This window comes from Pseudoalteromonas sp. S1610, assembly GCF_005887465.1.
In the GTDB taxonomy this organism is placed as follows: Bacteria; Pseudomonadota; Gammaproteobacteria; order Enterobacterales; family Alteromonadaceae; genus Pseudoalteromonas; species Pseudoalteromonas undina.
The window spans coordinates 169,479-183,078 of the sequence record NZ_PNDI01000001.1; the positions used below are offsets into that span (position 1 = coordinate 169,479).

Below are 13,600 nucleotides of genomic sequence, written 5' to 3' on the forward strand. Positions count from 1 at the left end.
GGCTCTTTTTATACTTAATACGCTGCAGCCGTTTGTTTTGCGCTTTTATTGTTTATTTGTATAAAGCTAAGCCACCACATAAATAACCCGCCTAAAAATAATGCTCCTGCAACATACCCGGTTTGATTTGGTTGTGCCCCTTGTGCAATAGCAATGCCGCCTACCCATGGGCCAATTGCATTAGCAATATTAAAAGCACATTGTACGAGAGCACCAATCATGGCATGGCCATTGGGCGATACATCCATTAACAGTGTTTGCACTAAAGTAGAAAGCCCTAAGCTACAGCCAATAAAAAAGATCACCAGATAAAGTAAGTAAATATTATAGCTGGCACTTACATACGCAAATGCAAAAATAATAGTTGAGGCGAGGGTTAGTCCCGTGGTTTTAATTGCCGATTTATCGGCTGCTTTTCCTAGTATGTAATTACCGAGTGTGGAGCCAATACCAAACATCACCATCGCAATTGAAATAGTATAGGCGGGTGATTGGGTCACATCTAAAATAGTGTCGGCCACGTAGGTATAAATACAAAATACGCCACCAAAACCAATAATAACAATACCCAAAATAGACCAAACCAGTTTATTTTTTAATACCCCTAACTCGTTTAGTAAATTAGATTTTTGAGTATTTTTAACATTGGGTACCACGTAATAAACAAAAATAAAGGCAATAAACGCCAGTACACCTGCCCCGGCTAAACAATAACGCCAACTCAAATTTTGCCCAACGAGCGTTACTACGGGTACGCCTACAATGGTTGCGACTGTCAGCCCCATAAATACTTTTGACATAAAGCTAGCACGCTTTCCAGCAGGCGCTATATCTGAGGCCAATAACAAGGCTGCGCCAAAATATGCGCCATGGGGTAAACCACTTAAAAACCGAAACAGCACAAGTTGCTCTAATGAGCTAGCTAAGGCGCTTAAGCTATTAGCAATACACATTAAACTTAAAAATAGTAACAGCGCTTTTTGTTTACGCATGTTTGCTGTTGCCAACATTAAAATAGGCGCGCCAACAACCACTCCAAGAGCATAAGCACTAATGGCATAACCACTTTGTGATGGGGTACTACCAAATGCTTCACTAATTAATGGCAACATAGGCATCATAGAAAATTCAGATAAACCCAAAATAAAGGTGCCTAGCGCAAGTACAACTAAAATAGCGGCTCTATTGGGCTGACTCGACGGCGATGTAGTATCAACGGCCATGTAAAATCCTTGAAGGTATTGAATAAAATTTAATAGCAAACAAAACGCCTGTACGTTTAAAAAATACAACACACACGTTTATTTAAAATTGAATATGGGAATGAGGAATAAAGAGGCTGGCATTTTAAATTAAAAGCCTCCTCCCGTCATGGTCTAAATCATAGTTTAAGATGAATAAAATTTAACTTAAGCAAACGAAAGGCTGGTTTATATGGGCTTGCAAGCCACTCGCTCATTAAAAACAAGATATATTAGATTTAAATGTAATGCTAACTTGACTTTTTGTATGGTATGAATGATATTTGTAAAGTAAACATTACTTTTGAAACAGGATTAAAGCAATGAAAACAGAATTAAATTTAAAACAACGCCAAATTAAAAATACTAGCTACTTGGTTAAATGTACCTTGATTTGGTTACTCACCTTAGCGTTATGTAGCTTTGGCCCGACATTAATTTGGGATCGCGCCGAGATAATTAGCGGCTTTTTTATAGTTGTAAATGTAATAGCCGGCATTGTAATGATTTTGGCTAACAAACGTTACTTACAGGGGATGGATGAGCTGATGCAAAAAATACATCTCAGTGCCATGGGGTTTACCCTAGGTGCAATATTGGTAGGTGGGCTTGCGTACACTAATTTGCAATTGAGTGGCTTAATTGATTTTAAAGCACAAATACCCGATTTAATGTTTTTAATGGGGGCAGTGTATTTAATTAGCGTGTATGTGCTTAATAAACACTATTGCGCAGGTGATGAATGAAAAATCGATTAAAAGTATTAAGAGCCGAGCATAACTACACCCAAGCAAGGTTGGCCGAGCTGCTAGATGTTTCTCGCCAAACTATTAATGCGATTGAAAAAGGTAAGTTTGATCCCAGCTTGCCACTGGCCTTTAAGGCAGCAAGGTTGTTTGAGTTAAAAATAGAAGATATTTTTGACGACGAACAGGGTTAAAAATTAACAAAGTGCGACAATATGTCGCGCTTTTTAGATTGCTACAGCAAGTATAATTTACCCACAAAAATTTTGTGGTAAATCAATAATGACTGATAAAAAAAATTCTTTAACCTCTTATTTATTATCCCCTTTAGCGCTTGTTATAAGTAGCGTATTATCGCCAGTTGCTTTTGCAGATGACACCTCAATTGAAGTGATTGAAGTGCACGGCCAAGCACAAAATAAACACCTATCATTAGGCTCATCTGAATCGCTATTAACCGATTTAGGAGTGGACTTTTCAGCCGCCGGTGGCATGGCCAATTTACCTGTTTTAAATGGTTTAATGGGCGATAGAGTGGCGGTACTGGTTGATGGGGCGCAAATCACCGCCGCCTGTGCTAACCAAATGAACCCGCCACTGTCTTATATTTCAGCTAATCAAATTAGTAGCTACAAAGTGGTTGCAGGTGTTTCTCCAGTAAGCGCGGGAGGCGATAATATTGCAGGTGTGATTGCTGTTAATTCTATTTCACCTCAGTACAGTAAAAATAGCGAACTTGCATGGCATTCAGGTTATGTGTCAGCCCAGTACAACACCCTTGATAACGCCAAAAAGGTCGGCGCAGGTATGCGCATTGCCAGCGATGTACTCAGTTTTAATTATCAAGGTGCTTATAGCGATGCTAACAGTTATGAAGATGGTAACGGCGATTTAGTGCTCGACACCCTATACCGCGCGCAAAACCATAGTTTAAGTGCTGCCATGCGCGATGATAAGCAACAATTAGTGGTTAAGCTAAGCCATCAAAAAATACCCTATCAAGGCTTTGCTAATCAATATATGGATATGACAGATAACACCAGCTATGGCGCTGTTGCTCAGTATAAGCGCGCTTTTACAAACAGTGAGCTTGAAGCGCAGTTAAATTGGCATAACGTAAAGCATGAAATGGGATTTTTTAGCGCAGAAAAACCCGGAAAAATGCCCATGAAAACCGACGCCGAAGATATAAGTACCCAGTTAAAATGGCGACTAGCGCTTGATAACAACAGCCAGTTACTACTCGCGCAAGAGTATCACCACATGAAATTAGATGACTGGTGGCCTGCAGTTAAGGGCTCAATGATGATGGGACCAAATGACTATAAAAATATTAATAATGGCCGACGTCAGCGTATTGCTTTGCTTGCTGAATATGAAAGCCAACTAAATACTCGCTGGTGGTTAAATGCAGGCATTCGATTTGAAAATGTAATGACCAACACTGATGATGTACAAGCATATAATGCAGGCATGGCTGCAATGAATGCAATGGCTATGGCGATGCCAAGTGATGCAATGGCGGCTAAAAAGTTTAATAACCAAAACAAAAAACAAACAGATAATTTAGTTGATGCAAACGTGCTGATTAATTATCAACTAAGCAATAACGACGAACTACAAATTGGCTTAGCCCGTAAAAATCGTGCGCCTAATTTATACGAACGCTATAGCTGGGGCGTAGGTAATATGGCCACCACCATGATTGGATGGTACGGCGATGGCAACGGCTATATTGGTAATATAAACCTTAAACCAGAAACCGCACACACGCTTAGCAGCACGTACACCCGCATGGCAAAAGATGACAGCTGGCGTATAAGTGCTAACGCTTGGGTGAGCGACGTGAATGACTATATTGATGCCAACATAGTAAGAAGCTTTAACCGCACAGCGCTTGCTGCCAATACCCGTAATGTACTTATGTTTAATAACATAGATGCCAGGCTTTATGGTGTAAAGCTAGATGCGGTTTTAGCACTGCATGAGTCTAAGCAGTATGGTAGCTGGTCGTTAAAAGCTAATATTACCAACACCCGTGGTAAGCGCGACGATACGAATCAGCCGCTTTATCAAATTAAGCCGCTGCAAACCCAATTTACTATTAATCAGCAAATAGGCCGCTTTGAAAACGCACTCACGTGGCAGTGGGTCGATAGTAAAACCCGCGTAGACAGCAACCGCCTAGAAAACCAAACTGAGCAGTATCATTTACTTAATTTAAGCTCAAAAGCCAGTTGGGATGCATTGACCGTGAGTGTTGATATTACCAACCTGCTTGATGAATATTATGAATTACCACTTGGTGGCGTAAGTATTGCTGAGTTTAAACAAGATATGTCGCAGGGGTTCAATCAATTAGCAGGACAGGGTCGTTCTATTAATTTGGCTATGAGTTACGCGTTTTAAGATGAGAGAGTAAGTTAGTGCGAGCTGTCAGATTCGATTTTTGGTTAATCGAATCTGACAGTTAATTACTATTAATTTTTTAAGTCTGCTTGTGACAAAAATCTATAAACTGCGTTAGCAGCGGGTTTTTGTACTTGTCTTTATGTATTACTAACCAAAACTGCCTTTGCATGGGGTGGTTTAAATTAAGTTGTGTAACACGGCCATCTTTTAGGGCATATTGCGCAGCAAGTGATGATAAACACCCTAACCCCAAGCCATTTGCCACACAGTTTATAAGCGCTTCAGTGGTATTGAGCTCTACGCTTTGCGTCCAATTTTTAATTTGTGGCGCAAGGCTATGTAAAAAGAAGGAACGCGAGCCTGAACCAGTTTCTCTTAATACCCATTGGCTACTATTAAAGTCGTTAAAGCTAAGTTGCTTTTTTGCAGCCAATGGGTGGTTTATTGGCGCAATAATACACATGGCGTCATGGCTAAACACATTAGAGACTAAATCGCTTTGGTGGGCTTGGCCCTCAATAAGTGCTATATCGAGCTCGTAATCTATAAGTTTTTGACAAATAAGCGCCGAATTAGAAATCAGTATTTGTTGCGAGTAATGCTGTTGCTGCGCTCTAAAGTTGCTTAACAAAGCAGGCAATACATGATTACCAATCGTGTCGCTGGCACCAATTTTTAAAGTTCCGCTGGCAGGAGCGTTGTCTAAAAACAAGGTGTCGATAGTGTTTGCCCGATTTAATAGTTCATCAGCAAGGGGCAGTAGTTTTTGCCCTTCTTGATTTAATAATAACCGATTATTTACACGATCAAATAATGGATGGCCTAACTGCTTTTCAAGTTCGCTAAGCGCCATACTCACCGCCGCTTTAGATAGAAACAATGATTCAGACGCTGCTGTAAGGGTGCTGTGCTGGGTTATGCCGACAAATACTTTAAGTTGCTTAAGTGAAATATTCATTATGCTATGTTTAGTTTACCTGAACCTGTGTTCTATATAATTAGATTTAACTTAACAAAATGCAAGCGTAAACTTCTCTGTAAGTTACAACCACAGGGTGGAATAGAGATGTGTAAACATATAAAAACAAAAGTATCTGGTGCACCAACACCAATGGGCGGTTTGGCATTAGGTATTGCCAGCCTAGGTTGGGCTTGGGAGAGTATGTTTAACCTAAATGGCGTAGCACAATATGCCGGTGCCGCTATTGCGAGCGTATTATTGCTATTGTTAACACTTAAGTTTTTATTACATCCTCAGCTGCTTAAAGCCGATTTAGCCCATCCGGTTGTGGGAAGTGTGGTGCCTACTTTTGCTATGGCTACTTTAGTGGTGTCTAATTCTTTAGGGCAGTTTTACTCCCTTGCGGGAGATATGCTTTGGGTTGGTGCATTTTTATTGCATGTGATGTTTTTAATCAGCTTTATTGCTCATCGCGTGATTGAATTTAAAATTGAGCATATGGTGCCAAGCTGGTTTGTACCGCCGGTTGGGATCATTGTTGCCGATGTGGCGTTTTCAGGGAATCCGGCTCTGCTATTTTTAGCACAAGGGGCGCTTTATTTTGGCATGCTGATGTATGCAGTTATGTTGCCTATGATGATTTACCGGATCATTTTTGCTGCGCACATTCCTGATGCTGCACAACCTACACTGGCTATTTTAGCGGCGCCAGCAAGTTTATCGTTAGCTGGTTACTTTACAGTTATCAGCGAGCCGTCACCGGTTATTATTGGCTTGTTATTTGGAATTGCGGTACTGATGACCTTTATAATTTACGTCGCATTTTTTAAATTACTGCGCCGTCCATTTTGCCCAGGTTACGCTGCGTTTACTTTTCCTATGGTCATTGGTGCTACCGCGTTATTTAAACTTGCCGCATGGATGCATGCAGAGGGTATTGATTTGCAGTTTGTTAAACAAATACAGTATTTAGCAACGTTTGAACTGATTGTGGCAAGTGGGGTAGTTTGCTATGTGGCGGTTCGTTATTTGGCTCACTTTAAGCTTTTTAACACTCAATTTAAGCCTCTCACCCTATCGCAATAACAATTAAACGCTTGTTTGCACTACTTCGTTGGCCGCGTGCTCAATTGCTTGTTCGACATCTTGCTCAGCAAGCTTGGCGCGTTCAGCTTTTGAAACATAAGCCGGTTTGTTGCTTTTATGCAACTTGGCATTAGCGCGCTTATCTTTCTTTTGAAACTTAGTAACGATTTTTTTTCTGCGATTCATGATTTACCTCGTAATTTTGAGCTGCGCATTATACAGGCATCTTGTTCAAAGCTGTTAGATAAATTATAAGCTTTGCTTGTGGGTCTGCCGCAAAGCGCTGTTTGTCACTTTACAAGGAGGTTATAATTAGTGTTCTTTGTTGTTAATTAAATGGAATCTGTTTTGAACAAGCTAGCTTTAGCAAGTATTGCCTTATGTGCATTTAGCGCTCATGCACAATTAAATAAACACAGTGAAAGCGTGGCCGATTACGCAGTTAATAACTATCAAAATGCACAGGTGCATACGCTTACTAATTTAGTATCGTTTCCTACGGTTAATAAAAGTGAGATCAGCGCACCACAAAACCCCGACTTTATAGGCTTTAAAGCGTTATTAAAAATGAAAGCCGCTGAACTTGGCTTTGACTACCAAGATTTAGGCTATACCGTACTCATAGGCATGGGTGAGCAAAAAGAAAAAGTAACCATAGTGACTCACGGTGATGTACAACCTGCAAACGCCAGCAAATGGAAACAAAGCCCATTTATTATTGATACCTCAGAGCCGGGTAAATTAGTTGGCCGAGGTACCGAAGACGATAAAGGCGCTATAGCCACCGCTTTATATGCGATGAAAGCCATAAAAGATAAAGGCATAACCCTTGATAACCGCATTGAGCTGATGGTTTATTTGGCCGAGGAGTCTGATTGGGGGCCGTTAACTGAGTTTATGAAAACCTATGAGCAACCAAAGTATGCGATAACCATTGATGCCTCATACCCTGTAGTGGTTGCTGAAAAAGGCTGGAGCTTAATTGCGCCAACATTTGATGCAACATCACCACAAACAGGTGTGTATGTCAGCAATGTAACGGGTGGTGCCTTTGCTAGCCAAATCCCTGAAGATGCCAGCTTAACTTTGCATAATGCGAGTCCTGAATTGGTGGCTCAATTAAAACAAACAGCCAAGGTTCTTAAGCAAGTAGAATTTACCTTTGATGATCAAACAGATGGAACTTTAATTAGTGTTAAAGGCATGTCGGCTCACTCATCTGAGCCAGAGTCAGGTGTTAACGCCATTGCTTATTTGGCTGAACTATTTAAAGCCGTTGAGCTTGAAAACAACAGCGATGGGCAGCTCATTAAGTTTGTAAATCAGCTAATTGGCCTAGATATTCACGGTAAACAGTTTGGTGATATTGCGTATAAACATGACTTTATGGGGCCAATGACGGTAGCGCCCACAGTTATTGAACGAGACGGTAATAACCTAACGTTAGCGGTTAATGCTCGTCGTCCTATGGGTAAAGAGGCTGACTTACTAAAACAGCAAATTAATAGTGCGCTTACTCAATGGCAAGCTGATAATAAAGTAACATTAGCCAATGTTAAAACCACCATTGGTACACCCATGTTACTTGATGACGCGCCCCATGCGCAGAAGTTACTTGATATTTTTAAACACTTTACTGGCGATCAAGACGCAGATTTTGTCTCTATTGGTGGTGGTACCAACGCTAAGTTATTTGATAATGCCGTATCGTTTGGTCCATCAATGCCAGGTAAACGCTACACCGGTCACTCAGAGCATGAATTTATTACGCTTGAGCAACTAGCACTTAATTTACGTATGTACACCGCAATGATGATAGAGCTGGGAAACATGTAATTAACCAATAGCAAAAACTAAAAAACCGCCATGATGGCGGTTTTTTATAACAACTAAATGTTATTGAAAATTAACGCCTGGTAAGCACTCAAACCCAGGTTTTGCAAACAAGTAGCCTTGCATTAATTCAATGCCGACACTTTTTAACCAGTGATACTCTTCAACTGTTTCAATACCCTCAGCTAACGCCATTATGTTCAGTTCTTCAAACATATTTAAGCAGTTACGCACAATCGTTTGGCGTTTTGTGTCTTTGTCGATATCGCGTATAAGTGCCATATCGAGTTTAATAATATCTGTTTGAAAGTCAGCTAGTAAGTTTAATCCAGAATAGCCTGAGCCAAAGTCATCGGTAGCTGTTTTAAAGCCTAATTCTTGGTAGTAGCTTACAACCCGCTCAACGTGGCTGCTGTCTTCTATTTTTTCAACTTCAGTAAATTCAAACATAATATTAGTTGTAGGGAAATTGTACTTTTTAGCCGCTTCTAGGGTAGTGCGAATACAGCGCTCAGGCTTATAAATAGCGTTGGGTAAAAAGTTAATGCTTAGCATGGTGTTTATGCCTAGCTTAGAGGCAAGTGCAATGGCTTTAATTCTACATAGTTGGTCAAAGGTATAGCGGTTGTCGTCGTTTACTTGGGAAATAATAGAATAAGCCGACTCATTATTTAAACCACGAACCAGTGCTTCATAGCCATAAATAGTGCTGCTCTGGCAATTTATAATAGGCTGAAATGCCATAGTAAAGTCAAAATCTAGTTCGCTAGAATCAGCGCAGTTGCTACAAGATACTTTTTCGCAACTTTGTGATTTCTCGTTCATGCATCCACCTTTGAATTTAACCCACACTTAAAGGTGGTTAAGTTTCTTGTAATCCTAACAAAGTATTGAGATTTTACATAATTATATTAGCGAACATTAATATAACTCATAATAAAGTTTTTATTTAATTCATGAAAAATTAGCAGTAAGGTTATGCTAAAACATAATCTTACTGCTACGCAAAAAGTATAATTGGTTTACAAAATTAGTTAAGTGTTGCCGTTAGCTTTATGCTGGTATTGAGTAATTTTGAAATGGGGCAGCCTTTTTTGGTGTCTTCACACAGGGCTTGAAATTGCTCATTGGAAATATCAGTAATTTTTGCATTAACTACCAATTCAATTTCACTCACCGCAAAGCCATCGTCTACTTCATCTAAGCTTACTGTTGCTTTGGTGCTTATATCGTCAGCAGTAAAACCTGCTTCGCCTAACGCCAATGATAACGCCATGCTAAAGCAAGCACTGTGGGCTGCACCAACTAGCTCCTCTGGGTTAGAGCCGTGCTTATCTTCAAAGCGAGTATTAAACCCATACGGCTGGTTATCGAGAGCACCACTTTGAGTTGATATAGTGCCTTTACCACTTTTAATATCGCCAGACCAATTTGAGCTTGCCGTTTTTTTAATTGTCATCATGTTCTCCTTGTTGCGATTAATGTAAATTTTTCAGCATTGATATCAGTTGTATGTAAAATAATCCGATAATTGCTTAAAAATGTACGTAGTAACATGGAGGCTGCAAGATAAACGCCAATCTCTATTTGCTACGTTTACATCGCTCAGAACAATAAATAACGTTATCCCAGTCTCGTTGCCATTTTTTACGCCACGCAAACGGTTTATTACACACAGGGCATATTTTTTCAGGTAGGGTTAGTTTTTTATGTGCCATAGTTATTTGCCTGACTGCTTTTTGGATTTACGTACCGAGGGAGTGATGGCTACATGTTTTTTTAGTATGGCATGAATAGCACGTTTAACATCGCTACGCTCTCGGTATTGCCACAATCGCTCGCGTGCCTCTTTAGATGCTCGAGTTAAATCAAGCATCGGCTCTGGGTAATCTTCACCAAGTTTAAAGTCGTTAAATAACGCTTCCATTGGCGTTTGTTGCCAGGGTTGATGTAAATATTCAATGGGGAGCTTTTCAAGTTCGGGGCACCATTTTTTTATAAATGCGCCGGTTGGGTCTTGATCTTCAGATTGTTTAATGGGGTTGTAATGGCGAATAGTATTAATGCCAGTAACCGATGCCTGCATTTGTATTTGCGGATAATGAATACCTGGCTCAAAGTCTAAAAAGTAATTAGCCAGCGGAAAACTTGCCTGTTGCCAGCTGATGTTTAAATGATGGGTTACAAAGCTCACCAGCATAGCGCGCATTCTAAAGTTAATATAACCGGTGGCTTTTAAACAGCGCATGCAGGCATCAATAATAGGAATACCGGTTTGCCCCTGTGCCCAGCGTTCAATATCGCTAGTAACCTTAGCGTCATCACGATACGGAAATGCATGGTAACCCGGATTTAAGGCTTTAAATTCCATGCTGCATTCGCTTTCAAACTTTTGCATAAAATGGCAATGCCAATGCAGGCGAGATACAAACGCAGCAAGCGGACGCTTCCAGCCTTTTTTATCGGGATGGGTTGAATGGTATGCGTCTATCGCCATTTGATACACCTGCCTAAGACTAATATTGCCCCAGGCTAAATAGGGCGAAAGCCTAGAGCAATGCGTGCGACTCAAGCTTGGGCTAGAGATCCCTTTTTGATAGCCTTTACCGCGCTCGGCAAAAAAACTGTGCATAACATCGCGGGCAAGTCGCGGCCCTCCATATTGAAAGTTGTCATCGTCAGCTGTGTAACTGTCTGGTAATTCTGGCGATTGGTAGTGTGTGAGTGTCACTGTTTTAATGTGTTTCCAATCTGGGATGGCAATTGGCGCTTGCATTGTTTGTTGCCAGCATTCATTCCAATTATTGCGATTTTTTTTACCCCGAATGACAGCCCCCGTTGGCGACTCTAACCAGTTAACCTGATTATGTTGGCACCATGCTTTAATCGCTTTATCGCGCTCAAATGTATTATTTAAGCCGATTTCTTGGTGACTAAAGAGATTAATTATTTCAAACTGGGTGAGTAGCTCTTCAAGCAACGACTGCATATTTTGTTTAAATATGTACACGCAGCTATTAAAGCGTTCAAGTTGTTGGTTTAAATCACATAGTGACTGATACACAAAGCGCCAATGTCGCTCGTTATAATGAGCATCTTCGAGTAACAGCGGCTCAAAGTTGTACAGCAATAATGTTGGAAGCCCATTGCTAAACGCATGCTTAAGCGGTTGATGATCGCTTAAGCGTAAATCGCGTTTAAACCAGACAATGTTTATTTTTTGGCGCATGAAATTAAACTATTTGCTAACGGTGTAGTATTAATGAAGATCCAATCTATAAGTACGTATTGCCTAGTACTAGGGTTTAGTTTTTAACTTAAAAGTGAGAAATAATGTTTTTAGATTTAATTCAAAAAAACAACCGCTCTGTTTATAGCTACTTAGTTGGCGGTATTAGTCCACGACCGATTGCATGGATAAGCACCCTAAGTAGTGAGGGGGTAAGCAATATTGCACCTTACTCTTTTTTTACCGTAGCAAGTTGTCAGCCTGCAGTGCTAAGTGTGACTCAAGTTAACCCCAGCGATAAAGCCAATAAAGATACACTGACAAATTTACTAGCCACCAAAGAATGTGTGGTTAATATTGTTAGTCATGTTTTAGTAGAGCAAATGAACCAAAGCTGCGCTAATTACCCTAATAATGTCAGTGAGTTTGATGAGGCCAGCATAGAGAGAGTCCCAAGCCAGTTAGTTAATCCGCCGAGTGTTGCAGCTTCAAAAGTACGCTATGAATGTAAGCTTCGAGAAGTGATCACTATTTCAGATGAACCAAGCGGTGGCAAAATGATGCTCTTAGATGTAGTGGGAATTTTTATAGATGACGCCACGTTGGTAAATGGCTACATAGATCCGACACGTTTAGATGCAGTAGGTAAAATGGGCGGCGATTACTTTAGCACCACCAAAGATAAGTTTGTATTAAAACGCCCACAACTTTAAAGGTGAGCGTTTTAATTACATAAGGTTAAACAGCGCGCTATTTACTCTGTTTTTGGTAAAAACAGTGCACTCATTGCCCCCAAAAAACCTAACCCACTGTAAAGCAAAATAAGCTCTGCGGTTGATAAAAACGATTCTAATAAGCCTATGCTGCCCAACATCAGTAATAAAACCCCAATAACGGTATTACTAACCGACACATAATCGGTGCGTTTGTTACCCTCTGCCATATCGACGAGGTACGTTTTTCGCCCTAAGCGTACTCCTTGGTGCGCAACTGAGAGTAAAAAGTACAAAATAGGCATAGCCCACCAATTTAGTAGCAGCTCGTTATACCAAGTTGCAATAACAAATACAGCCAGCCCATTAATGGTAACCAAAGTGGCACTGAGTACCAGCACTCGCTGGCTAGATAAGTCACTTAAGCGTCCCCAAATCGGCGCTGAGACTAGGCTTGCAAAGCCGGAAACGGCAATAAAGGTGGCAAGTAAAGAAAATTCAAACGACTGTTTACTGGCTAAAATAATATAAAAAGGGGCACTCAATGCTGAACAAAGCAGTAAGGCACGTGTAATAACAAAATGCGCAAACTGTTTGTCTTGGTATAAAATTTTTAACTTTGAAAACGCGTGCAATAGGCCATTATTCGCTCCTTCGGTAGCGCCACTATATTCGTTAATTTGTGCATAAAAAAACGCGGCAATCAGCCACATTAATGCACCCAGTAGTAAAGCGATGATCACAATATCTTGATCTTTTTGCTGTGAAAAAAACCACATCAAGAGACCAAACGTTAATGTAGCAAAACCGGCAATACTTGCAGCAAGCCCGCTAATATTACCGCGTTGCTGTTTAGGAATAACTTTGCCCAGCACATCTTTTGCAGCGACAGAGTTAAACCCTCTGGCAAGGCTAAATAAAATTAATAAGCCAATAATGGCGTAGCCTGCTTGTGCGCCCTTGAGGGTGAACGCCACCGCAACCATGGCTAAAATGCATCCTGCTTGCATCACTGCACCTATTACCCATACCCATTTACGAACGGGGAGTTTGCGAATAACGTTAGCAATAGCAAGTTGGGGCAGCAATGAACCCGATTCTCTAATTGGTACTAACCAAGCAATAAAACTCGCTGGTACATTTAAGCTTTGCATTAACCATGGCAGCGTTATTTTTGGATTAAGCAGTGCATCAGCAAACTTACTAAACAGCTGGCTAATGAGTAAAATAATAAAATTACCGGGTACTTCCTGACAGGCATTGTCGTCGATGGCCTTACACGCGCGAGCATCTTCTTCGTTATTTAAGCGTTTATAAATTTGTTCTTTTGTCAGTTTTTTCACTCTATTTTACCGCTGTATAAGTACAAATATTTATAT

Annotated in this window: 14 protein-coding genes; 6 read left to right on the top strand and 8 right to left on the bottom strand. The window is 40.5% G+C overall.

Features of this window, described 5'->3' with window-relative positions:
• Positions 1–14: 14 nt before the first annotated feature.
• Positions 15–1,223 carry an MFS transporter gene (locus tag CWB77_RS00850; RefSeq protein WP_055011682.1) on the bottom strand — a complete coding sequence of 403 codons (1,209 nt, stop codon included), beginning with the start codon at positions 1,221–1,223 and terminating at the stop codon, positions 15–17.
• Between the two features lie 341 nt (positions 1,224–1,564).
• On the opposite strand from CWB77_RS00850, the gene CWB77_RS00855 reads away from it, so the two are divergent.
• The 3 genes from CWB77_RS00855 (at position 1,565) to CWB77_RS00865 (ending at position 4,396) form a co-directional block, all read left to right on the top strand.
• Positions 1,565–1,987 carry a hypothetical protein gene (locus CWB77_RS00855; protein ID WP_010391213.1) on the top strand — a complete coding sequence of 141 codons (423 nt, stop codon included), beginning with the start codon at positions 1,565–1,567 and terminating at the stop codon, positions 1,985–1,987.
• On the top strand, positions 1,984–2,181 hold the full coding sequence (locus CWB77_RS00860; RefSeq protein ID WP_008108814.1) for a helix-turn-helix transcriptional regulator: 198 nt from the start codon (positions 1,984–1,986) through the stop codon (positions 2,179–2,181). The genes CWB77_RS00855 and CWB77_RS00860 overlap by 4 nt, the downstream gene beginning before the upstream one ends.
• Before the next feature lie 88 nt (positions 2,182–2,269).
• Positions 2,270–4,396, top strand: coding sequence for a TonB-dependent receptor plug domain-containing protein (locus tag CWB77_RS00865; RefSeq protein WP_138620900.1), 2,127 nt, complete (start codon positions 2,270–2,272; stop codon positions 4,394–4,396).
• A gap of 79 nt (positions 4,397–4,475) precedes the next feature.
• On the opposite strand, the gene CWB77_RS00870 is transcribed toward CWB77_RS00865, so the two are convergent.
• Complete coding sequence (locus tag CWB77_RS00870; RefSeq protein WP_138620902.1) at positions 4,476–5,357, bottom strand: LysR family transcriptional regulator; 882 nt, start codon at positions 5,355–5,357, stop codon at positions 4,476–4,478.
• A gap of 108 nt (positions 5,358–5,465) precedes the next feature.
• Here CWB77_RS00870 and CWB77_RS00875 point away from each other — a divergent pair, with 108 nt between their 5' ends.
• Positions 5,466–6,446, top strand: a complete 981-nt coding sequence (locus tag CWB77_RS00875; RefSeq protein ID WP_138620904.1) for a TDT family transporter — start codon at positions 5,466–5,468, stop codon at positions 6,444–6,446.
• A 3-nt stretch (positions 6,447–6,449) separates the two neighbouring features.
• Here CWB77_RS00875 and CWB77_RS00880 read toward each other — a convergent pair whose 3' ends face one another.
• Positions 6,450–6,632 carry a DUF2986 domain-containing protein gene (locus CWB77_RS00880; protein WP_138620906.1) on the bottom strand — a complete coding sequence of 61 codons (183 nt, stop codon included), beginning with the start codon at positions 6,630–6,632 and terminating at the stop codon, positions 6,450–6,452.
• Positions 6,633–6,794: 162 nt separating this feature from the next.
• On the opposite strand from CWB77_RS00880, the gene CWB77_RS00885 reads away from it, so the two are divergent.
• Positions 6,795–8,282 carry a dipeptidase gene (locus CWB77_RS00885; RefSeq protein ID WP_138620908.1) on the top strand — a complete coding sequence of 496 codons (1,488 nt, stop codon included), beginning with the start codon at positions 6,795–6,797 and terminating at the stop codon, positions 8,280–8,282.
• Positions 8,283–8,342: 60 nt separating this feature from the next.
• Here the strand turns inward: CWB77_RS00885 and CWB77_RS00890 are convergent, their stop codons facing one another.
• The 4 genes from CWB77_RS00890 to CWB77_RS00905 all read right to left on the bottom strand — a co-directional run bounded on the left by CWB77_RS00890 (position 8,343) and on the right by CWB77_RS00905 (position 11,508).
• Entirely contained in the window at positions 8,343–9,104 is a 762-nt protein-coding gene (locus tag CWB77_RS00890) for an EAL domain-containing protein (RefSeq protein ID WP_138570477.1), read from the bottom strand.
• Between the two features lie 205 nt (positions 9,105–9,309).
• Positions 9,310–9,738: an OsmC family protein gene (locus CWB77_RS00895; RefSeq protein ID WP_138570531.1), complete on the bottom strand. Its 429-nt coding sequence runs from the start codon at positions 9,736–9,738 to the stop codon at positions 9,310–9,312.
• 124 nt (positions 9,739–9,862) lie between these two features.
• Positions 9,863–9,997 carry a DUF2256 domain-containing protein gene (locus CWB77_RS00900; protein WP_076921450.1) on the bottom strand — a complete coding sequence of 45 codons (135 nt, stop codon included), beginning with the start codon at positions 9,995–9,997 and terminating at the stop codon, positions 9,863–9,865.
• 2 nt (positions 9,998–9,999) lie between these two features.
• The gene (locus CWB77_RS00905) at positions 10,000–11,508 is read right to left on the bottom strand and encodes a cryptochrome/deoxyribodipyrimidine photo-lyase family protein (RefSeq protein WP_138570476.1); all 1,509 of its coding nucleotides are present in this window, start codon (positions 11,506–11,508) and stop codon (positions 10,000–10,002) included.
• Between the two features lie 104 nt (positions 11,509–11,612).
• Here CWB77_RS00905 and CWB77_RS00910 point away from each other — a divergent pair, with 104 nt between their 5' ends.
• Complete coding sequence (locus tag CWB77_RS00910) at positions 11,613–12,221, top strand: flavin reductase family protein (protein ID WP_138620910.1); 609 nt, start codon at positions 11,613–11,615, stop codon at positions 12,219–12,221.
• Between the two features lie 41 nt (positions 12,222–12,262).
• Here CWB77_RS00910 and CWB77_RS00915 read toward each other — a convergent pair whose 3' ends face one another.
• Positions 12,263–13,564 (bottom strand): MFS transporter, encoded by a 1,302-nt coding sequence (locus CWB77_RS00915; protein WP_138570475.1) that lies wholly within the window; start codon positions 13,562–13,564, stop codon positions 12,263–12,265.
• Positions 13,565–13,600 lie beyond the last annotated feature (36 nt).